The sequence below is a fragment of the Bacillus sp. XT-2 genome, from assembly GCF_025696525.1.
Classification (GTDB): Bacteria; Bacillota; Bacilli; order Bacillales; family Bacillaceae; genus Bacillus; species Bacillus halotolerans.
The window spans coordinates 732,308-751,522 of record NZ_JAHVOC010000001.1; the positions used below are offsets into that span (position 1 = coordinate 732,308).

Sequence of the window (19,215 nt, forward strand, 5' to 3'; positions counted from 1 at the left end):
TTTCACCCTTTTTCATAAAGTTCATGATACAATCCATAGAGGAGAAAAGAGCAAGGAGAGGAATTATGGAAAAGAAATTATCGATTGCGATCGACGGCCCGGCTGCTGCGGGGAAAAGCACCGTTGCCAAAATTGTGGCTGAGAAAAAATCGTACATATATATTGATACAGGAGCGATGTATCGGGCCATTACATATGTGGCTTTACAAGAAAAAGTTGATTTGACAGATGAAGCAAAATTGGCTGAGCTGTTAAAGCAAACCGATATTGAGCTGATTACAACAAAAGAAGGACAAAAGGTGCTTGTCAACGGCACAGATGTGACTGAGGACATCAGAAAAGACGAGGTCAGCAATCAAGTCTCAATTGCTGCCAAGCACAGAAGCGTCAGGGAAGAAATGGTGAAACGCCAGCAGCAGCTCGGAGAAAAAGGCGGCGTTGTCATGGACGGACGTGATATCGGAACTCATGTGCTTCCAAATGCCGAAGTGAAGATCTTTCTTTTGGCATCTGTTGAAGAGAGAGCGAAACGCCGTTATGAAGAAAATGTAAAAAAAGGCTACGATGCCAACTACGAAACATTAATTGAGGAAATTGCAAGAAGAGATAAACTCGATTCAGAGCGCGAAGTTTCTCCGCTTCGAAAAGCAGATGACGCGCTTGAAATCGACACGACTTCTCTCTCCATTCAGGAAGTTGCTGAAAAAATCCTTGATGTAGTGGAGCAAAAGTCCCGCTGATACCGGCGGAGGCCACTTTTTTTGAATTTTTCAACAAAGAAAGAATGTTATTGCTTGACAAACCTGTCCTTTTATTAGAAGTTAATACTAATAAAACTTTTTATTGATCATTCAAAATCTTTTTTGGATGATTCTTTAATACATATTCGGCTAAAAGCGGACATGCATGATACGTGTTCAGCTTTCAAACCGTTTTTAATTAAGCTGTGTAGGTTTGGACCAAGGAGGTTATTCAAATGACAGAGGAAATGAATCAAATTGATGTTCAAGTACCAGAGGTTGGAGATGTAGTAAAAGGGATTGTGACAAAGGTAGAGGACAAGCATGTGGATGTTGAAATTATCAATGTCAAACAGTCCGGTATTATTCCAATCAGTGAATTATCAAGTCTTCATGTAGAGAAAGCATCGGATGTCGTAAAAGTAGACGACGAGCTTGACCTGAAAGTAACAAAAGTGGAAGACGATGCTTTGATTTTATCTAAACGTGCTGTTGATGCAGACCGCGCTTGGGAAGACCTTGAGAAAAAATTTGAAACAAAAGAAGTGTTTGAAGCTGAAGTGAAAGATGTCGTAAAAGGCGGTCTAGTCGTTGATATCGGCGTTCGAGGCTTTATTCCGGCATCACTTGTAGAAGCGCATTTTGTAGAAGATTTTACCGACTATAAAGGAAAAACACTGTCTCTGCTCGTAGTAGAGCTTGACCGTGATAAAAACCGCGTCATCCTTTCACACCGTGCGGTTGTTGAAAGTGAGCAGGCGAATAAAAAACAAGACCTTCTTCAGTCTCTAAAAGTTGGAAGTGTGCTCGATGGTAAAGTGCAGCGCCTGACTGACTTTGGCGCGTTTGTTGATATCGGCGGTATCGACGGGCTTGTGCACATTTCACAGCTTTCCCACTCCCACGTTGAAAAGCCGTCTGATGTTGTGGAAGAGGGACAGGAAGTGAAAGTGAAAGTATTATCGGTTGACCGGGATAATGAGCGTATTTCTTTATCTATTAAAGAAACTCTGCCTGGGCCTTGGAGCCAAATTGGGGAGAAGGTCAAGCCGGGTGATGTGCTTGAAGGAAAGGTTCAGCGCCTCGTGAGCTTCGGTGCGTTTGTTGAAATTCTTCCTGGCGTAGAAGGTCTCGTTCATATTTCTCAAATTTCTAATAAACACATCGGCACGCCGCATGAAGTCCTTGAAGAAGGACAGACTGTAAAAGTGAAGGTTCTTGATGTGAATGAAAATGAAGAGCGCATTTCATTAAGCATGCGTGAGCTTGAAGAAGCTCCTAAAGCCGATCAAGAGGATTACCGCCAATATCAGGCGAAGGAAGAAACAAGCACTGGCTTCCAGCTTGGAGATCTGATCGGAGATAAGCTTAATAAACTAAAATAATTGGTGATAAACGTGACTCGAGCAGAACGGAAAAGAGAACACATCAATCATGCCCTGTCTACCGGCCAAAAGCGGGAGACGGGTCTTGATGATATTACGTTTGTTCATGTCAGTCTGCCCGATCTTGCATTAGAACAAGTAGATATTTCCACAAAAATCGGCGAACTTTCAAGCAGTTCGCCGATTTTTATCAATGCAATGACTGGCGGCGGCGGACAACTTACATATGAAATTAATAAGGCGCTTGCTAGAGCAGCTCGTATAGCTGATATTCCTCTCGCTGTCGGCTCACAAATGTCGGCGTTAAAAGACCCGTCTGAACGCTATTCGTATGAAATTGTCCGAAAGGAAAATCCAAATGGGCTGATTTTTGCCAATCTGGGCAGTGAGGCGACAGCTCGTCAGGCGAAGGAAGCTGTCGAAATGATTGAGGCGGATGCGCTTCAGATTCATCTGAATGTGATTCAGGAAATTGTCATGCCTGAAGGCGACAGAAGCTTTAGCGGCGCTCTTTCCCGTATTGAACAGATCTGCAGCGAAATCAAAGTGCCTGTCATAATAAAAGAAGTAGGCTTCGGAATGAGCAAAGAATCAGCAAGAAAGCTGTATGAAGCTGGTGCGGCAGCTGTTGATATCGGCGGTTACGGAGGGACAAATTTCTCGAAAATAGAAAATCTCCGAAGACAGCGGAAGATCACTTTTTTCAACTCATGGGGGATTTCAACAGCAGCGAGCCTGGCGGAAATCCGCTCTGAGTTTCCCGGTAAAACAACGATTGCGTCCGGCGGCCTTCAAAATGCGCTTGATGTCGCGAAGGCGATAGCTCTTGGGGCTTCCTGTACCGGAATGGCAGGGCACTTCTTAAAAGCGCTGACTGAAAAAGGCGAAGAAGGGCTGCTTGAAGAGATTCAGCTGATCCTAGAGGAATTAAAAATGATTATGACTGTGCTTGGCACCAGTACGATTTCTGATTTGCAAAGGGCTCCTCTTGTCATAAAAGGTGAGACTCATCACTGGCTGACTGAGAGAGGCATTCATACTTCCAATTACAATGTGCGTTGACAGCTGTATAAGAAAAGCCCAAAACGGTGTGAGTTTTGGGCTTTTTGTATTATGATTTACGCTTTTTAAATTTGCCGTTTTGTTCAAGGCTGGTGGCTCCGTCATAGTGAATCGATTGGTCCCGGTCTGATTCCACTCTGCCCGAAGCCTTGAGTTTTTTCTCCTGTCTGTCTTTTCCCATGATCATTCTCCTTTACGTAAAGCGGTTTGTTTAAAAAAAGTATTTAGACTCCATACTGGGAGTATGGAGGAAGCGATATGGAACAATTTTATTATTATTGGTCAATGTGGTTTTTGTGGGTGCTGACAACCTTTATTCTTGGAAAGACGAAAAGGCGCTTTGCCGTCTCAGTATTTATTTTGACTAATATCATCTTAAGCATACATCACTTTACTTTATATTTTTCTCTGAATGCGGCGTACGTGATGTTTTTCGTTTGCGGGTGCGTCTATGCCGGATATTTAGGGATGTATAAACGATTTCGCTATATCATGGTGCACCTGACGCTTGTTTCCGGGTATGCGTTTGTTTATCTTTTTGCATTATATGATCCGGTTTGGTTCATCATAAAACCTGAGTGGACCGCTGTTGTATTATGTGTGCTTTTGACAGCTTCTGTTGAAAGGGATTTTCAGATGCAGCTTGCCTTATATGTTCTAGGAATGTGCCAAGGCGAACTGGTGTATTCTTTTGTCATTCAACAATTGGCAGGGCATACGGCTGTCGGAGGTTTTCAATGGCTTAACGCATGCTCTGTGGGAACGATATTGCTGTTTGGCATATCAAAATATGAACAGCTCGCCAGTCAAATTGGCCAGAGAGGCAAAAGATCAAACAAAGGAGCTACTAAAATGTCATGAGTGATTACATCTATCCGATTATTGTGGGGGTCGTAGCAGGAGTCGCCACAAGGCTGTATATGCTGAAAACAGATTACCGTCAGTATCCGACCTATATTCACGGAAAAGTCATTCATATTGCACTTGGGCTTATTGCGGCAGGGTTAGGGGCCATTATTATGCCTGCGCTATTACAGGAGGAGTTTACGGCCATCACTTTTTTGACACTTGCAGCCACTCAATTCAGAGATGTCAGAAATATGGAGCGGAATACGCTGACACAAATGGATTCGTACGAACTTGTCTCAAGAGGAAGCACTTACATTGAAGGAATCGCCATTGCGTTTGAAAGCAGAAATTATATCGTAATTTTTACTGCTCTTTTGACAACATCGGCGTACGTGTTTTTCTCAATCTGGGCTGCTGTCATCACCGCTGTTGTTTGTTTTTTGTTAGCAATGAAATTTATGTCCGGCAGTGTATTGAAAGATATTGTCGATATTGAGTACATAGAGCCTCACTTCGAAGGGCCGGGTCTGTTTGTAGATAATATTTATATGATGAACATCGGACTTCCGGAGAAACAGGAGCTGATTTTAAAGCATGGCATGGGGTTTATTTTAACTCCTAAAAATTTTAATTCAGCTGCAACCATTGCCAACCTGGGTCAGCGCCAGGCCATTTTATTTGATGTCTCCAATGTGCTGGGGGTGTATCGGGACTCAGGAGAGCCGTCCCTGACGCCAATTGCGAAAAGGGATCTTAATGACGGAAGAGTGGGCGTTTTTGTCCTGCCGCAAATTCATCACCCGGAAACAGCTGTTCAGATTATCAGTAATGTTCCGACCTTGGAAAACGCAATCAGAATGCCTACGGAATTTATCAAAAAACAGGATAAGGTGATAGGATGAGTGAATCGCTGACGAAAGTGATTTTGTCTGTTATCACGACAAACCGGAACCGTGCTTCAGGAGGGACACCCATCTTTTTTTGTAATGACCAAAAAGAGATGGAGCTTTTCGCTAAAAACCTTGAGGCAATCCTTGACGGAATTGCCCATAGAATTGGGGAAGATGTTTATTTGATCGTGAAACATTTTTAAGAATAGTTGTGATCCCAGTAAAAACTGATATAATAAATGAGTTAAGCCCTTCCTCTGAAGGGTTTCTTTTCATAAAAGTGAATGAGATGATTTAAATAACCGGTTGAGAATTTATGTAAAAATGAAAGCGGCTGGATCGAAAGGAAGGGTACTATGGGTAAACCTGTCGTAGCCATTGTCGGGAGACCGAATGTAGGAAAATCCACAATCTTTAACCGGATTGCGGGTGAAAGAATTTCAATAGTAGAAGATACCCCTGGTGTGACAAGGGATCGGATATACAGCTCGGCTGAATGGCTGAATTATGATTTTAATTTGATTGATACGGGCGGTATTGATATCGGTGATGAGCCGTTTCTAACACAGATACGCGAGCAGGCCGAAATCGCCATGGATGAAGCGGATGTCATTATTTTTATGGTGAATGGCCGTGAAGGTGTGACTGCTGCTGATGAAGAAGTAGCGAAAATTTTGTACCGCACGAAAAAGCCTGTTGTTTTAGCGGTAAATAAACTGGATAACACAGAAATGAGAGCGAATATTTATGATTTTTATTCGCTGGGCTTTGGTGAACCGTATCCGGTTTCAGGAACACACGGGCTGGGACTCGGTGATTTATTGGATGCCGCAGCGGAGCATTTTAAAAATATCCCTGAGACAAAATACGATGATGAAGTCGTTCAATTTTGCCTGATCGGACGTCCGAATGTAGGGAAGTCTTCTCTGGTAAACGCGATTCTTGGCGAAGATCGTGTCATTGTGAGTAACGTGGCAGGAACAACAAGAGATGCCGTTGATACAACATTTACTTATAACCAGCAGGATTTTGTCATTGTAGACACTGCCGGCATGAGAAAAAAAGGTAAAGTGTATGAAACGACTGAAAAGTACAGCGTGCTGCGGGCGCTGAAAGCCATTGACCGCTCTGAAGTTGTTGCGGTGGTGCTTGACGGTGAGGAAGGCATTATCGAACAGGACAAGCGAATCGCGGGTTATGCACATGAAGCAGGCAAGGCTGTCGTGATCGTAGTGAATAAATGGGATGCTGTAGACAAAGATGAAAGCACGATGAAAGAATTTGAACAAAATATCCGCGACCATTTTCAATTTCTTGACTATGCACCGATTCTGTTCATGTCAGCATTAACGACAAAACGGATTCATACGCTCATGCCTGCAATCATTAAAGCAAGTGAAAATCACTCACTTCGTGTCCAGACGAATGTCTTAAATGACATCATTATGGATGCTGTAGCAATGAATCCGACACCAACTCATAACGGGTCACGCTTGAAAATTTATTATGCGACTCAAGTTGCGGTGAAGCCGCCGAGTTTTGTTGTGTTTGTAAACGATCCGGAACTGATGCATTTTTCATACGAACGATTTTTAGAAAACCGAATCAGAGACGCGTTCGGTTTTGAGGGGACACCAATCAAAATATTTGCAAGAGCTAGAAAATAAAAAGGTGTGAAGCAAATATGAAAAGAGTCACAATGCTTGGAGCCGGAAGCTGGGGAACGGCACTGGCTTTAGTATTAGCCGATAACGACCATGATGTGAGAATGTGGGGGCATCGTGCGGAGCTGATCCAACAAATAAATGATCTGCACGAAAATAAGGATTATTTGCCTGATGTCAAGCTCCCTGAATCGATTCAAGCAACAACGGAAATCGGGGAGGCTGTGTCAGACGCAGATTTCATCATAGTTGCTGTTCCGACCAAAGCGATTCGGGAAGTGTTGAGACAGGCAGTGCCTTTTATGACGAAAAAAGCAGTTTTTGTTCATGTGAGTAAGGGGATAGAGCCGGATTCGCTCCTGCGTATTTCTGAAATTATGGAATTTGAGCTCCCGAGTGATGTCAGAAAGGACATTGTCGTGCTCTCCGGGCCGAGCCATGCTGAAGAAGTAGGACTCCGGCATCCGACAACCGTCACTTCCTCTTCAAAGAGCATGCAGGCTGCAGAAGAGGTGCAGGATCTGTTTATAAACCACAATTTTCGGGTGTACACAAATCCTGACATTATCGGTGTAGAAATCGGAGGCGCTCTGAAAAATATTATCGCCCTTGCTGCTGGAATCACAGACGGCTTAGGATACGGCGATAATGCCAAAGCTGCTTTGATTACGCGAGGTCTTGCTGAAATTGCGAGACTCGGCACAAAAATGGGCGGGAATCCGCTAACGTTTTCCGGATTGACAGGTGTCGGAGACCTGATTGTTACGTGCACAAGTGTTCACTCCAGAAACTGGCGTGCCGGCAATTTACTCGGAAAAGGGTACAAGCTTGAGGACGTTCTCGAAGAAATGGGAATGGTCGTTGAGGGAGTGCGCACGACAAAAGCGGCTTACCAGCTTTCAGAAAAATATCAGGTGCAAATGCCGATTACAGAAGCCCTTCATCAAGTTCTGTTTAATGGACAAAAGGTAGAAACCGCTGTTGAATCCTTAATGGCGAGAGGGAAAACCCACGAGATGGAGGACTTGGTGAATACATTTGATAACCAAGTTAAATAAAAGTGTCAACGGAATAGAATTCCGCATATTCTAATTGCACGAAAGCCCGAAACACAGAAGAATACCCATGCCTTGGGATCTCCTGAAACATTTTGCCGATTTAGGCAAGAGAGGATGCATCTGTATGCAAAGTCGCATACTATAGCATCGAAGTCCAAGAGAGTGTTTCTTAAACGTAGGTGAATATAGTCAATTTGACTGAAGCAAAGTCCCCCTCTTTGCTTCAGTTTTTTTATTCTATCAAAGGATGGAAAATCTGGTTGATCTTTTCAAGCGCTGTATATTAAAATAAAATATAACGCTTACAAAACAAATGTCGGAGGGGGCGCGGGTCATTTGAGTCTGGCATTGATCAAAATGTGGTTTGCCCTTGGTTCCATGGGGCTGATGTTTCTGGCCGTAGCATGCATCTATTTAAGCCGTTTTAAATGCCGAAACCGTTTTCTGAAGATTGCAGTTTCATCGTTTGCTTACATGTGTGTATTGATTTCAGGAATTATTGTATTTGTGGTGGTATTCAGCGGCCCTGTTAATGAATAAAGCTGTAAAAGGAAGTGCTGTATGGGTAAACTGAAGTGCGCTATGATTTTTGTAGCAGTGATTTTCTTATCTGGATGTTTATATCCACATGAGCGGAAAAGCAGTGTACAAGCCACTCCATATCAGGACCAATTAAAGCTGGTTCAATCAGCCGTTGATGAATTTCAAAAGGCAAACGGAGGACTGCTTCCGATTCAAACAAAAGATATGTCAACACCGCTTTATCAAAAATATCCGATAGATTTTAACCGTTTAGCGCCGAGATATATGGCTGAACCTCCAAGCACGGCATATGAAAGCGGCGGAGACTATCAATACGTGCTTGTCGATGTAGAGAATAATCCGACTGTTAAACTGATTGATGTAAAGATGGCGGAAAAAATACGTGATATCAAATTACGCGTTCAAATGTACCGCCAAGAACATAAATATCCGCCATATCAGGATGTATTAGCGCGTGACTTGTTTACGCTTGATGGGAAAAAACTAGGGGAGGCTGACTCTCTTTCTGTCACAAGCCCAATCTCAGGAAACTCCCTGCCGCTTATGATTGACGGAGACGGAGAAATTTATGCCGACTATCGGACAGAGCTCGTTTCCTGTCTCAAAAAAAGCAAAAAAACTTTTAAACCCGGCACGGAAATACAGGACATAATATGGGAAGAGACGCCTTTCGTCCCCGCATTTTCAGTGAAATATACCGTTAATGACAAACAAGAACCTGTTTTTTTAGAAAATGATATAAAAAAGGAATGAACCTTTCTCCCTTGCATACAAATAGGGAGAAAGGTTTTTTTGTACTTTAATAGATTAAGGATGGAAAATTTTCTAAAGATGTCATATTGAAATAGGACAACGTCATACACATATAGTGTCCTGTGTTTGATTGAAAAAGGTTAATAAAATTGATAAGGATAGGAAGTCCGGGAGGGGATCACTTGGAAAAGGTCGATATTTTCAAGGATATCGCTGAACGAACAGGAGGCGATATATACTTAGGAGTCGTTGGTGCTGTCCGTACAGGGAAATCTACGTTTATTAAGAAATTTATGGAGCTTGTGGTGCTCCCGAATATCAGTAATGAAGCAGACCGGGCACGTGCGCAGGATGAACTGCCTCAAAGCGCAGCCGGAAAAACGATTATGACTACAGAGCCTAAATTTGTTCCGAATCAGGCGATGTCTGTTCATGTATCAGACGGACTCGATGTCAATATAAGATTAGTAGATTGTGTAGGCTACACAGTGCCGGGTGCAAAAGGATACGAGGATGAAAACGGCCCGCGGATGATTAATACACCTTGGTACGAAGAACCGATCCCATTTCACGAGGCTGCTGAAATCGGAACGCGGAAGGTGATTCAAGAACATTCGACCATCGGAGTGGTTATTACGACAGACGGCACGATTGGTGATATCGCCAGAAGTGACTATATAGAGGCAGAAGAAAGAGTCATTGAAGAGCTGAAAGAAGTTGGAAAACCCTTTATTATGGTCATTAACTCAGTAAAACCGTATCACCCGGAGACAGAGGCGATGCGCCAGGATTTAAGCGAGAAATACGATATCCCTGTTTTGGCAATGAGCGTAGAAAGTATGCGGGAAAACGATGTACTGAATGTTCTCAGAGAGGCTCTTTATGAGTTTCCTGTGCTTGAAGTAAATGTAAATCTTCCAAGCTGGGTCATGGTGTTGAAAGAAAACCATTGGCTGCGCGAGAGCTATCAGGAATCAGTGAAGGAAACTGTTAAGGATATTAAACGGCTCCGTGATGTCGACAGGGTTGTCGGTCAATTCAGCGAGTTTGAGTTTATTGAAAGTGCCGGATTAGCCGGGATTGAGCTCGGCCAAGGGGTTGCAGAAATTGATTTGTATGCGCCCGACCATTTATATGATCAAATCCTAAAAGAAGTGGTAGGCGTTGAAATCAGGGGCAGAGACCACCTGCTTGAGCTGATGCAGGATTTTGCCCATGCGAAAACGGAATATGACCAGGTGTCCGACGCTTTAAAAATGGTCAAACAGACGGGATACGGCATTGCAGCGCCTGCTTTAACTGACATGAGTCTGGATGAGCCGGAAATTATACGGCAAGGCTCCAGATTCGGCGTAAGATTGAAAGCTGTCGCACCGTCAATCCATATGATCAAAGTGGATGTCGAAAGCGAATTTGCGCCGATTATCGGAACTGAAAAACAAAGCGAGGAACTGGTGCGTTACTTAATGCAGGACTTTGAGGATGATCCGCTTTCAATTTGGAACTCTGACATTTTTGGAAGATCGCTCAGCTCTATCGTGAGAGAAGGGATTCAGGCTAAGCTGTCACTGATGCCTGAAAACGCACGATATAAATTAAAAGAAACATTAGAAAGAATCATAAACGAAGGATCAGGCGGCTTAATCGCCATTATCCTGTAATGCGGGGAGACCTCTTTATAGAATAGGAGGTCTTTTTTCTTTGCTCTTAATATTGGAAAAGGATCAAGGAATAGGATGAAAAAAGGAAAAAAAGGAATATTTGTTCGATAAATCACGTTAAATCCTTGACGAGCAAGGGATTGACGCTTTAAAATGCTTGATATGGCTTTTTATATGTGTTACTCTACATACAGAAATTCTTCACTCTGATGGACAAACATTCCTTGGAGTGCAGTTTTTCTTAAAAGCCGTTTAATTGTCTTTCTCTTGCTTGTCTGATTTTTTTCTCAGGCAGGTTTAGAATCAGACTGAACTGTGAAGAAATGATAATAAACGAACTGAGCTTATTCCTTTTGGGAGGAGGTGAAAGGCATGAACAAAACAGAACTTATTAATGCGGTTGCGGAAGCAAGCGAATTGTCTAAAAAAGACGCGACAAAAGCAGTTGACTCTGTTTTTGATACGATCTTAGATGCACTTAAAAACGGTGATAAAATCCAACTGATCGGTTTTGGTAACTTCGAGGTGCGTGAACGTTCTGCACGTAAAGGACGCAACCCTCAAACAGGTGAAGAAATCGAAATTCCAGCAAGCAAAGTACCTGCTTTCAAACCAGGTAAAGCGCTTAAAGACGCAGTTGCCGGAAAATAATTGTGAATATAGATCGTGTATGCATCTAGATTACATACACTTTATTTCTTCACAGAAAAGCCCCTTCTTAAGGGGCTTTTCATTTTTTTAGGAGCGTGTGCATTCACTTTGCTTTTAGCGGGGCATGTGTGCTAGAATCGAAATTAAATGTATTCATTGGTGGAGGACACAGAACATGAAAGAAGTTAATAAAGAACAAATCGAACAAGCTGTTCGTCAAATTTTAGAAGCGATCGGAGAGGACCCAAACAGAGAAGGGCTTCTTGATACTCCGAAACGAGTCGCAAAGATGTATGCCGAAGTATTCTCCGGCTTGAATGAAGATCCAAAAGAACATTTCCAGACTATCTTCGGTGAAGACCATGAGGAGCTTGTTCTAGTAAAAGATATCGCGTTTCATTCTATGTGTGAGCATCACCTTGTTCCTTTTTACGGAAAAGCACATGTTGCATATATACCGCGGGGCGGAAAAGTCACAGGGCTCAGCAAATTGGCGCGTGCTGTTGAGGCAGTTGCAAAGCGTCCGCAGCTTCAGGAGCGCATCACTTCTACAATTGCAGAAAGCATTGTAGAAACGCTTGATCCGCATGGCGTAATGGTTGTTGTTGAAGCAGAGCATATGTGCATGACAATGCGGGGCGTAAGAAAGCCGGGCGCCAAAACAGTCACTTCAGCTGTCAGAGGCATTTTCAAAGATGATGCTGCTGCACGTTCAGAAGTATTGGAACATATTAAACGCCAGGACTAATAAAGATAGAGGGTGCTATAAATGAACGAAAAGCATTCAAGCGATTTTGTCGTCATTAAAGCAATTGAGGATGGAGTGAATGTGATCGGCTTGACAAGGGGAACGGACACAAAGTTTCACCATTCCGAAAAACTCGACAAGGGAGAAGTGATCATTGCTCAGTTTACAGAGCATACTTCTGCCATTAAAGTCAGAGGAGAGGCGCTCATTCAAACCGCATACGGAGAAATGAAAAGCGAAAAAAAATAAGCTGGCTGTCCCCGCTGTTTTAAAGCAAATGCTCGCAAACAGCGGGAGGATACAGCCAATTTGTTTTTTTTATGCTATAATGATACCTGCGTAATCTTATGACAAAATAAAACTCATACATATGATTTAGAAATAAATGTGAATTTGGGGACAAGGGTGATATTTTTGCAAGACATCTACGGAACTTTAGCCAATCTGAACACGAAAATAAAACAAAAGCTGTCTCATCCTTATTTAGCGAAGCATATTTCTGCGCCTAAGATCGATGAGGATAAGCTTCTTCTTTTTCATGCATTATTTGAGGAAGCCGACATAAAAAACAATGACAGAGAAAATTATATTGTAACAGCGATGCTTGTACAAAGCGCCCTTGATACCCATGATGAAGTAACGACAGCCAGAGTCATAAAACGAGACGAAAACAAGAACCGCCAATTGACTGTTCTTGCAGGCGATTATTTCAGCGGACTGTACTATTCATTACTATCTGAAATGAAGGATATCTACATGATTAGAACGCTCGCTACAGCAATTAAAGAAATCAATGAACATAAAATTCGTCTGTATGACCGATCTGTAAAGGACGAACACCATTTTTTCGAAAGTGTCGGCATCGTTGAATCAGCTCTATTCCATCGGGTGTCTGAACATTTCAATCTCCCGCGCTGGAAGAAGCTATCGAGTGATTTTTTTGTATATAAGCGGCTTATGACCGGAAATGATACATTTTTAGATGTGATCGGCAGTGTTATACAGCTGGGGAAAACAAAAGAAGAGATGCTGGAAGAGTGTTTTAAGAAAGCAAAGAACAGCATTGAGTCACTTCTGCCTCTAAGCTCACCTATTCAGCAAATTTTATTAAACCGCCTGAAGACAATCAGCCAAGACCAAACTTATCATCAGAAAGTGGAAGAAGGGTAACCATTATGCAGGACTCAAAAGAACAGCGCGTACACGGAGTATTTGAAAAAATATATAAAAACTACGACCAAATGAACTCTGTCATCAGTTTTCAGCAGCACAAAAAATGGCGTGATAAAACGATGCGCATCATGGGTGTAAAAAAAGGCGCCAAAGCTCTTGATGTTTGCTGCGGAACAGCTGACTGGACGATTGCTCTTGCAAAAGCAGCCGGTAAAACCGGTGAAATAAAGGGTTTGGATTTCAGCGAAAACATGCTGAGCGTCGGCAAACAGAAAGTAAAAGACGGCGGTTTCAGTCAAATCGAACTGCTGCACGGAAATGCAATGGAGCTCCCTTTTGATGATAATACATTTGATTTTGTAACAATTGGCTTCGGACTGCGTAATGTGCCGGATTATTTGACCGTACTGAAAGAAATGAGACGTGTGGTGAAGCCTGGCGGACAAGTAGTATGCCTGGAAACCTCACAGCCTGAAATGTTTGGATTTAGACAGGCTTATTTTATGTACTTTAAGTATATTATGCCGTTTTTCGGGAAGCTGTTTGCGAAAAGCTATAAAGAATACTCGTGGCTCCAAGAGTCAGCCAGAGAATTCCCTGGTATGAAGGAACTGGCAGGCCTGTTTGAAGAGGCGGGTCTGAAAAATGTCAAATATCATTCGTTTACTGGCGGAGTTGCTGCCACGCATATCGGATGGAAATGAAAACACAGATGTTTGGGTGAATGATATGAAATTTAAAATGGCCTACTCTTTTTTAAATGACGATATTGATGTAATTGAAAGGGAGCTTGAACAAACCGTACGCTCCGATTATCCGCTTTTGAGCGAGGCGGGTCTTCATCTTTTGCAGGCAGGAGGCAAACGGATTCGGCCTGTCTTCGTTCTGCTTTCCGGCATGTTTGGCGATTACGATATCAATAAGATTAAATATGTCGCTGTCACTCTGGAAATGATTCATATGGCATCGTTGGTTCATGATGATGTTATTGACGATGCGGAGCTTCGCCGGGGAAAGCCGACGATCAAAGCCAAATGGGATAACCGAATTGCGATGTATACAGGCGATTATATGCTTGCCGGATCTCTTGAAATGATGACGAGAATTAATGAACCGAAAGCTCATCGGATCTTGTCACAGACCATTGTTGAAGTGTGTCTTGGAGAGATTGAACAAATCAAAGACAAATACAACATGGAACAGAATCTCAGAACGTACCTGCGGCGCATAAAGAGAAAAACGGCGCTTCTTATCGCTGTCAGCTGCCAGCTGGGGGCTATTGCTTCCGGAGCTGAAGAAAAGATTCATAAGGCGCTCTACTGGTTTGGATATTATGTCGGCATGTCTTATCAAATCATTGATGATATTCTTGATTTTACTTCAACTGAAGAAGAACTGGGTAAACCGGTTGGAGGCGATTTGCTTCAAGGAAATGTTACATTGCCTGTCCTATATGCATTAAAAAATCCAGCTTTAAAGAATCAGCTTAAATTAATTAACAGCGAGACGACACAAGAACAGCTTGCGCCCATTATTGAAGAAATCAAAAAGACAGATGCAATTGAAGCATCGATGGCAGTGAGCGAGATGTATCTGCAAAAAGCTTTCCAAAAACTTAACACGCTTCCGAGAGGGCGTGCGCGTTCTTCTCTTGCAGCCATCGCAAAATATATCGGCAAAAGAAAATTTTAATTTTTTGTAGATATTAAGAAATTTCTCCGCCCCGGATTGATTAATTATCTGAAAGATGTTACGATTTCGGTGTGCAATGTGAGAGCCTATACATACATATGATGGGGTGGAGAATGTGATGGAAAAGACTTTTATCATGGTGAAACCGGACGGTGTCCAACGGCAGCTGATCGGGGAAATTTTATCTAGATTCGAACGTAAGGGCTTACAATTAGCTGGCGCAAAGCTGATGAGAGTAACTGAACAAATGGCTGAGAAACACTATGCCGAACATCAAGGGAAGCCTTTCTTTGGAGAACTTGTTGAGTTTATTACTTCCGGACCAGTTTTTGCGATGGTGTGGGAAGGCGAAAATGTCGTTGAAGTGACCAGGCAGCTGATTGGAAAAACAAACCCTAAAGAAGCATTGCCAGGCACCATTCGCGGGGATTTCGGCATGTTTGTCGGAAAAAATATTATCCACGGCTCTGATTCTCTGGAAAGCGCTGAGCGTGAGATTAATATTTTCTTTAAGGATGAAGAGTTAGTATCATATCAACAACTCATGACAGGCTGGATCTATTAATCATTGCTGAAAAAGCCGAGAGAAGAGCCGGCATCTGCACTCCGCCGGTTCCGGCTTTTTTGTAAAGGTTTACATTGACTTGAATATATGGCTAAACGGCAGGGGATCCACCACTGTCATTACCAATCATCTGAAATCAGCTGAAAAGCTGATTTTTTTATTTGAAACAATACAATTTCCTGATAAAACAAGCTATACTAGGACAAAAGACAGCGAGACTGGGAGAGAAGAGATGGATACATACAGCGTATTTACAACCAAATGGAAGCAATTAACCGGAGTTGATTTAACTTTATACAAAGAAGCGCAAATGAAGAGAAGGCTGACATCCCTTTATGAGAAAAAAGGTTTTCAAAGCTTTAAGGATTTTGCAGCGGCATTAGAAAAGGATCAGGCGCTTTTAAATGAAACATTGGACAGAATGACGATTAATGTTTCAGAATTTTATCGAAATTATAAAAGATGGGAAGTACTTGAAACAGCTATTTTGCCTTTAATCAAACATTCAAAGCCTTTAAAAATATGGAGCGCGGCATGCTCTACAGGGGAGGAGCCTTTTACGCTCGCAATGATTTTAGATCAGCAGAAAGGGCTCCCAGGCTATCAGATTTTAGCGACTGATATAGATGATAAAGCATTGGAAAAAGCGAAAAAAGGCGTGTATCAGGAGCGGTCTTTGCAAGAAGTGCCGTCTTCTGTGAAGGATCGTTATTTTACTCAAAACGCTGATAAGAGCTATGAAGTGAAACATGACATAAAGAAGAACATTAGGTTTCAAAAACATAATCTGCTTGCGGATCGCTACGAGCAAGACTTTGATTTGATTGTGTGCCGCAATGTTTTTATTTATTTTACAGAAAACGCAAAGGAAGAGCTGTACTTAAAAATGGCGCATAGCTTAAAAAAGAATGGGGTTCTCTTTGTCGGCAGCACAGAGCAGATCTTCAATCCGGAGAAATTCGGCCTTTCTCCCGCGGATACATTCTTTTATCAAAAAAGATAGACTGACTTTTTGCCGAAAAATATGTTATAGTAGTTTTACTTAAAAGCGTTAATGCGATGAAGGGAGAAGAAGTCATGAGATATTTAACAGCCGGTGAATCACACGGCCCCCAATTGACAACCATTATTGAAGGTGTGCCTGCGGGGCTTTACATAACTGAGGAAGATATCAACTTTGAGCTTGGCAGACGCCAGAAAGGCCATGGCCGCGGGCGCCGCATGCAGATCGAAAAGGACCAGGCGAAAATTATGAGCGGGGTGCGCCATGCCCGCACTCTCGGTTCACCAATCGCTCTTGTTGTAGAAAATAACGATTGGAAACACTGGACTAAAATTATGGGTGCGGCTCCGATTACTGAAGAAGAAGAAAAGGAAATGAAACGCCAAATTTCCAGACCAAGACCGGGACACGCAGATTTAAACGGTGCGATTAAATATAACCACCGCGATATGAGAAATGTGCTTGAGCGCTCTTCAGCACGTGAAACGACCGTAAGAGTGGCGGCAGGCGCTGTCGCTAAAAAGATCCTTTCTGAGCTTGGTATTAAGGTAGCGGGCCACGTCTTACAGATTGGGGCAGTTAAGGCTGAAAAAACGGATTATACTTCAATTGATGACTTGAAGCGTGTGACTGAAGAGTCTCCGGTCAGATGCTACGATGAAGAAGCAGGCAAAAAAATGATGGATGCCATTGACGAAGCGAAGGCAAACGGAGATTCCATCGGCGGAATTGTGGAAGTGATTGTTGAAGGAATGCCGGTGGGCGTGGGCAGCTACGTTCATTATGACCGTAAACTGGACAGCAAGCTTGCTGCGGCAGTACTGTCTATTAATGCATTTAAAGGTGTGGAATTCGGCATCGGTTTTGAAGCGGCCGGAAGAAACGGAAGCGAGGTTCATGACGAGATCATTTGGGACGTAGAAAAAGGATATACGCGTGCTACGAACAGACTTGGCGGATTGGAAGGCGGCATGACGACAGGAATGCCAATCGTTGTCCGCGGAGTCATGAAGCCGATTCCGACATTATATAAACCGCTGAAAAGTGTGGATATTGAAACGAAAGAACCATTTTCTGCCAGCATTGAACGTTCAGACAGCTGCGCAGTGCCAGCAGCAAGTGTAGTGGCAGAAGCTGCTGTTGCATGGGAAATTGCTAACGCTGTTGTTGAACAATTCGGCTTAGACCAAATTGACCGCATTAGAGAAAACGTGGAGAATATGAGAAAACTGTCGAGGGAATTTTAATGAGAACACTGCATGTTCAAACCGCTTCCTCTTCGTATCCTGTATTTATCGGACAAGGAATCAGAAAAAAGGCTTGTGAACTATTAACCTCGCTAAACAGGCCATTAACACGCATTATGCTTGTTACCGATGAAGAAGTGAATCGCCTGTACGGTGATGAAATGCTTCACCTGCTGGAAGAAAAATGGCCTGTGAAAAAAGTGACGGTGCCGAGCGGAGAGCAGGCGAAATCAATGGATATGTACACGAAGCTGCAGAGTGAAGCGATTCGATTTCATATGGATCGCTCCTCATGCATCATCGCTTTTGGAGGCGGTGTTGTAGGAGATCTTGCTGGATTTGTGGCTGCCACTTTTATGCGCGGCATTGATTTCATTCAAATGCCTACAACGCTTTTGGCGCATGACAGCGCGGTCGGAGGAAAAGTAGCGGTGAATCATCCGCTTGGAAAAAATCTGATCGGCGCATTTTATCAGCCCAAAGCCGTGCTTTACGATACGGACTTTCTCCGTTCCCTACCGGAAAAAGAGCTTCGGTCCGGGATGGCAGAAGTGATTAAGCATGCTTTTATTTATGACAGAGAATTCCTGAAAGATCTGCTGGACATTCACTCATTGAACGATATCACCAGTGAGCAGCTGAATGACATGATTTTTAAAGGTATTTCGATTAAAGCGTCTGTCGTTCATCAGGATGAAAAGGAAGAAGGAATCAGAGCCTATCTTAACTTTGGGCATACGCTAGGCCACGCAGTTGAGGCGGAGTATGGCTACGGACAGATCACCCACGGTGATGCGGTAGCACTCGGGATGCAGTTTGCTTTATATATAAGTGAACAGGAAGCCGGCTGTGAAATGGACAGAAATCGATTAGTCAGCTGGCTTAAGAACCTAGGCTATCCAAGCCGCATTAAAAAAGAAACGGCAACTTCCGTGCTTTTAGACCGTATGATGAATGATAAAAAAACCCGCGGTGGTATGATTCAATTCATCGTTCTCAAAGAATTAGGAAAAGTCGCCGACCATACGTTTTCAAGAGATGAACTTGAGAGCTGGCTGAACAAATGGCGAATGGAGGAGACATCATGATGATTCGTGGAATTCGCGGAGCAACTACAGTAGAAAAAGATACTGAAGAAGAGATTTTGCAAAAAACCAAACAGCTGTTAGAAAAAATGATAGAAGAAAACAAAACAAAGCCGGAAGATGTTGTTCAAATGCTTCTATCGGCGACGCCTGACCTGCACTCTGTTTTCCCGGCAAAAGCTGTCCGCGAGCTTTCTGGCTGGCATTATGTGCCGGTGACATGTATGCAGGAAATGGATGTTACAGGCGGTCTGAAAAAATGTATAAGGGTCATGATGACTGTTCAGACTGAAGTTCCTCAGAATCAAATCAGACATGTCTATTTAGAAAAAGCGGTTGTATTAAGACCCGATTTATCATTGACAAAAAATAATGAATTGTAATACGATTAGAACAGCTTAGAAATACACAAAAGTGTGTATAAAGCTTAGTGAATGAGTTGAGTT

Annotated in this window: 23 protein-coding genes; 22 read left to right on the forward strand and 1 reads right to left on the reverse strand. The window is 42.9% G+C overall.

The genetic code is table 11. From position 1 onward, the window contains the following. Window positions 1-65 precede the first annotated feature (65 nt). The 3 genes from cmk (at window position 66) to fni (ending at window position 3,187) form a co-directional block, all read left to right on the forward strand. Window positions 66-740: a (d)CMP kinase gene (gene cmk / locus KXD37_RS04005; RefSeq protein WP_044155003.1), complete on the forward strand. Its 675-nt coding sequence runs from the start codon at window positions 66-68 to the stop codon at window positions 738-740. Between the two features lie 236 nt (window positions 741-976). Beyond that, window positions 977-2,125 carry a 30S ribosomal protein S1 gene (rpsA, locus tag KXD37_RS04010; RefSeq protein ID WP_263463243.1) on the forward strand — a complete coding sequence of 383 codons (1,149 nt, stop codon included), beginning with the start codon at window positions 977-979 and terminating at the stop codon, window positions 2,123-2,125. A gap of 12 nt (window positions 2,126-2,137) precedes the next feature. Further along, entirely contained in the window at window positions 2,138-3,187 is a 1,050-nt protein-coding gene (gene fni, locus KXD37_RS04015; protein WP_101860572.1) for a type 2 isopentenyl-diphosphate Delta-isomerase, read from the forward strand. A 49-nt stretch (window positions 3,188-3,236) separates the two neighbouring features. Here fni and KXD37_RS04020 read toward each other — a convergent pair whose 3' ends face one another. Beyond that, on the reverse strand, window positions 3,237-3,368 hold the full coding sequence (locus tag KXD37_RS04020) for a YpzI family protein (RefSeq protein ID WP_010334754.1): 132 nt from the start codon (window positions 3,366-3,368) through the stop codon (window positions 3,237-3,239). 77 nt (window positions 3,369-3,445) lie between these two features. Here KXD37_RS04020 and KXD37_RS04025 point away from each other — a divergent pair, with 77 nt between their 5' ends. The 19 genes from KXD37_RS04025 to aroH all read left to right on the forward strand — a co-directional run bounded on the left by KXD37_RS04025 (window position 3,446) and on the right by aroH (window position 19,152). Next, window positions 3,446-4,048, forward strand: a complete 603-nt coding sequence (locus KXD37_RS04025; RefSeq protein WP_263463244.1) for a hypothetical protein — start codon at window positions 3,446-3,448, stop codon at window positions 4,046-4,048. Further along, a complete protein-coding gene (locus KXD37_RS04030) occupies window positions 4,045-4,938 on the forward strand; it encodes a YIEGIA family protein (protein ID WP_263463245.1) in 894 nt (297 codons plus the stop codon). The genes KXD37_RS04025 and KXD37_RS04030 overlap by 4 nt, the downstream gene beginning before the upstream one ends. Next, window positions 4,935-5,129 (forward strand): capping complex subunit for YIEGIA, encoded by a 195-nt coding sequence (locus KXD37_RS04035; protein ID WP_024121875.1) that lies wholly within the window; start codon window positions 4,935-4,937, stop codon window positions 5,127-5,129. Before KXD37_RS04030 ends, KXD37_RS04035 begins: the two co-directional genes overlap by 4 nt. Window positions 5,130-5,282: 153 nt before the next feature. After that, window positions 5,283-6,593: a ribosome biogenesis GTPase Der gene (der, locus tag KXD37_RS04040; RefSeq protein ID WP_010334750.1), complete on the forward strand. Its 1,311-nt coding sequence runs from the start codon at window positions 5,283-5,285 to the stop codon at window positions 6,591-6,593. Window positions 6,594-6,610: 17 nt separating this feature from the next. Further along, window positions 6,611-7,648: an NAD(P)H-dependent glycerol-3-phosphate dehydrogenase gene (locus KXD37_RS04045; protein WP_106020031.1), complete on the forward strand. Its 1,038-nt coding sequence runs from the start codon at window positions 6,611-6,613 to the stop codon at window positions 7,646-7,648. Window positions 7,649-7,984: 336 nt separating this feature from the next. Beyond that, window positions 7,985-8,188, forward strand: coding sequence for a DUF2768 domain-containing protein (locus KXD37_RS04050; protein WP_024121873.1), 204 nt, complete (start codon window positions 7,985-7,987; stop codon window positions 8,186-8,188). A 21-nt stretch (window positions 8,189-8,209) separates the two neighbouring features. Further along, the gene (locus tag KXD37_RS04055; protein WP_024121872.1) at window positions 8,210-8,944 is read left to right on the forward strand and encodes a hypothetical protein; all 735 of its coding nucleotides are present in this window, start codon (window positions 8,210-8,212) and stop codon (window positions 8,942-8,944) included. Between the two features lie 182 nt (window positions 8,945-9,126). After that, window positions 9,127-10,605 (forward strand): stage IV sporulation protein A, encoded by a 1,479-nt coding sequence (spoIVA, locus tag KXD37_RS04060; protein WP_010334746.1) that lies wholly within the window; start codon window positions 9,127-9,129, stop codon window positions 10,603-10,605. A 372-nt stretch (window positions 10,606-10,977) separates the two neighbouring features. Then, the gene (hbs, locus tag KXD37_RS04065; protein WP_003153447.1) at window positions 10,978-11,256 is read left to right on the forward strand and encodes a non-specific DNA-binding protein Hbs; all 279 of its coding nucleotides are present in this window, start codon (window positions 10,978-10,980) and stop codon (window positions 11,254-11,256) included. Between the two features lie 175 nt (window positions 11,257-11,431). Beyond that, window positions 11,432-12,004: a GTP cyclohydrolase I FolE gene (gene folE / locus KXD37_RS04070; RefSeq protein WP_010334745.1), complete on the forward strand. Its 573-nt coding sequence runs from the start codon at window positions 11,432-11,434 to the stop codon at window positions 12,002-12,004. 21 nt (window positions 12,005-12,025) lie between these two features. Then, entirely contained in the window at window positions 12,026-12,253 is a 228-nt protein-coding gene (gene mtrB / locus KXD37_RS04075; protein WP_024121871.1) for a trp RNA-binding attenuation protein MtrB, read from the forward strand. Between the two features lie 165 nt (window positions 12,254-12,418). Continuing rightward, entirely contained in the window at window positions 12,419-13,174 is a 756-nt protein-coding gene (gene hepS / locus KXD37_RS04080) for a heptaprenyl diphosphate synthase component 1 (RefSeq protein ID WP_024121870.1), read from the forward strand. Between the two features lie 5 nt (window positions 13,175-13,179). Beyond that, complete coding sequence (menG, locus tag KXD37_RS04085; RefSeq protein WP_263463246.1) at window positions 13,180-13,881, forward strand: demethylmenaquinone methyltransferase; 702 nt, start codon at window positions 13,180-13,182, stop codon at window positions 13,879-13,881. Window positions 13,882-13,906: 25 nt separating this feature from the next. After that, the gene (hepT, locus tag KXD37_RS04090; protein WP_024121868.1) at window positions 13,907-14,869 is read left to right on the forward strand and encodes a heptaprenyl diphosphate synthase component II; all 963 of its coding nucleotides are present in this window, start codon (window positions 13,907-13,909) and stop codon (window positions 14,867-14,869) included. 115 nt (window positions 14,870-14,984) lie between these two features. Beyond that, the gene (gene ndk / locus KXD37_RS04095; RefSeq protein WP_081638330.1) at window positions 14,985-15,434 is read left to right on the forward strand and encodes a nucleoside-diphosphate kinase; all 450 of its coding nucleotides are present in this window, start codon (window positions 14,985-14,987) and stop codon (window positions 15,432-15,434) included. A gap of 232 nt (window positions 15,435-15,666) precedes the next feature. After that, complete coding sequence (gene cheR, locus KXD37_RS04100; protein ID WP_263463397.1) at window positions 15,667-16,437, forward strand: protein-glutamate O-methyltransferase CheR; 771 nt, start codon at window positions 15,667-15,669, stop codon at window positions 16,435-16,437. 74 nt (window positions 16,438-16,511) lie between these two features. After that, a complete protein-coding gene (aroC, locus tag KXD37_RS04105; protein WP_263463247.1) occupies window positions 16,512-17,684 on the forward strand; it encodes a chorismate synthase in 1,173 nt (390 codons plus the stop codon). Beyond that, entirely contained in the window at window positions 17,684-18,772 is a 1,089-nt protein-coding gene (gene aroB / locus KXD37_RS04110; RefSeq protein WP_024121864.1) for a 3-dehydroquinate synthase, read from the forward strand. The genes aroC and aroB overlap by 1 nt, the downstream gene beginning before the upstream one ends. Continuing rightward, window positions 18,769-19,152 (forward strand): chorismate mutase, encoded by a 384-nt coding sequence (gene aroH, locus KXD37_RS04115; protein WP_127696820.1) that lies wholly within the window; start codon window positions 18,769-18,771, stop codon window positions 19,150-19,152. Before aroB ends, aroH begins: the two co-directional genes overlap by 4 nt. Window positions 19,153-19,215 lie beyond the last annotated feature (63 nt).

Excerpts from the sequence above, each read along its gene's own strand:
- cheR (WP_263463397.1), top strand. The coding sequence starts at position 15,667 with ATGGATACATACAGCGTATTTACAACCAAATGGAAGCAATTAACCGGA.
- der (WP_010334750.1), top strand. The coding sequence starts at position 5,283 with ATGGGTAAACCTGTCGTAGCCATTGTCGGGAGACCGAATGTAGGAAAA.
- aroH (WP_127696820.1), top strand. The coding sequence starts at position 18,769 with ATGATGATTCGTGGAATTCGCGGAGCAACTACAGTAGAAAAAGATACT.
- aroB (WP_024121864.1), top strand. The coding sequence starts at position 17,684 with ATGAGAACACTGCATGTTCAAACCGCTTCCTCTTCGTATCCTGTATTT.
- folE (WP_010334745.1), top strand. The coding sequence starts at position 11,432 with ATGAAAGAAGTTAATAAAGAACAAATCGAACAAGCTGTTCGTCAAATT.
- KXD37_RS04035 (WP_024121875.1), top strand. The coding sequence starts at position 4,935 with ATGAGTGAATCGCTGACGAAAGTGATTTTGTCTGTTATCACGACAAAC.
- KXD37_RS04025 (WP_263463244.1), top strand. The coding sequence starts at position 3,446 with ATGGAACAATTTTATTATTATTGGTCAATGTGGTTTTTGTGGGTGCTG.
- menG (WP_263463246.1), top strand. The coding sequence starts at position 13,180 with ATGCAGGACTCAAAAGAACAGCGCGTACACGGAGTATTTGAAAAAATA.
- KXD37_RS04020 (WP_010334754.1), bottom strand. The coding sequence starts at position 3,368 with ATGGGAAAAGACAGACAGGAGAAAAAACTCAAGGCTTCGGGCAGAGTG.
- rpsA (WP_263463243.1), top strand. The coding sequence starts at position 977 with ATGACAGAGGAAATGAATCAAATTGATGTTCAAGTACCAGAGGTTGGA.
- KXD37_RS04030 (WP_263463245.1), top strand. The coding sequence starts at position 4,045 with ATGAGTGATTACATCTATCCGATTATTGTGGGGGTCGTAGCAGGAGTC.
- KXD37_RS04045 (WP_106020031.1), top strand. The coding sequence starts at position 6,611 with ATGAAAAGAGTCACAATGCTTGGAGCCGGAAGCTGGGGAACGGCACTG.
- hepT (WP_024121868.1), top strand. The coding sequence starts at position 13,907 with ATGAAATTTAAAATGGCCTACTCTTTTTTAAATGACGATATTGATGTA.
- mtrB (WP_024121871.1), top strand. The coding sequence starts at position 12,026 with ATGAACGAAAAGCATTCAAGCGATTTTGTCGTCATTAAAGCAATTGAG.
- KXD37_RS04055 (WP_024121872.1), top strand. The coding sequence starts at position 8,210 with ATGGGTAAACTGAAGTGCGCTATGATTTTTGTAGCAGTGATTTTCTTA.
- cmk (WP_044155003.1), top strand. The coding sequence starts at position 66 with ATGGAAAAGAAATTATCGATTGCGATCGACGGCCCGGCTGCTGCGGGG.
- aroC (WP_263463247.1), top strand. The coding sequence starts at position 16,512 with ATGAGATATTTAACAGCCGGTGAATCACACGGCCCCCAATTGACAACC.
- hbs (WP_003153447.1), top strand. The coding sequence starts at position 10,978 with ATGAACAAAACAGAACTTATTAATGCGGTTGCGGAAGCAAGCGAATTG.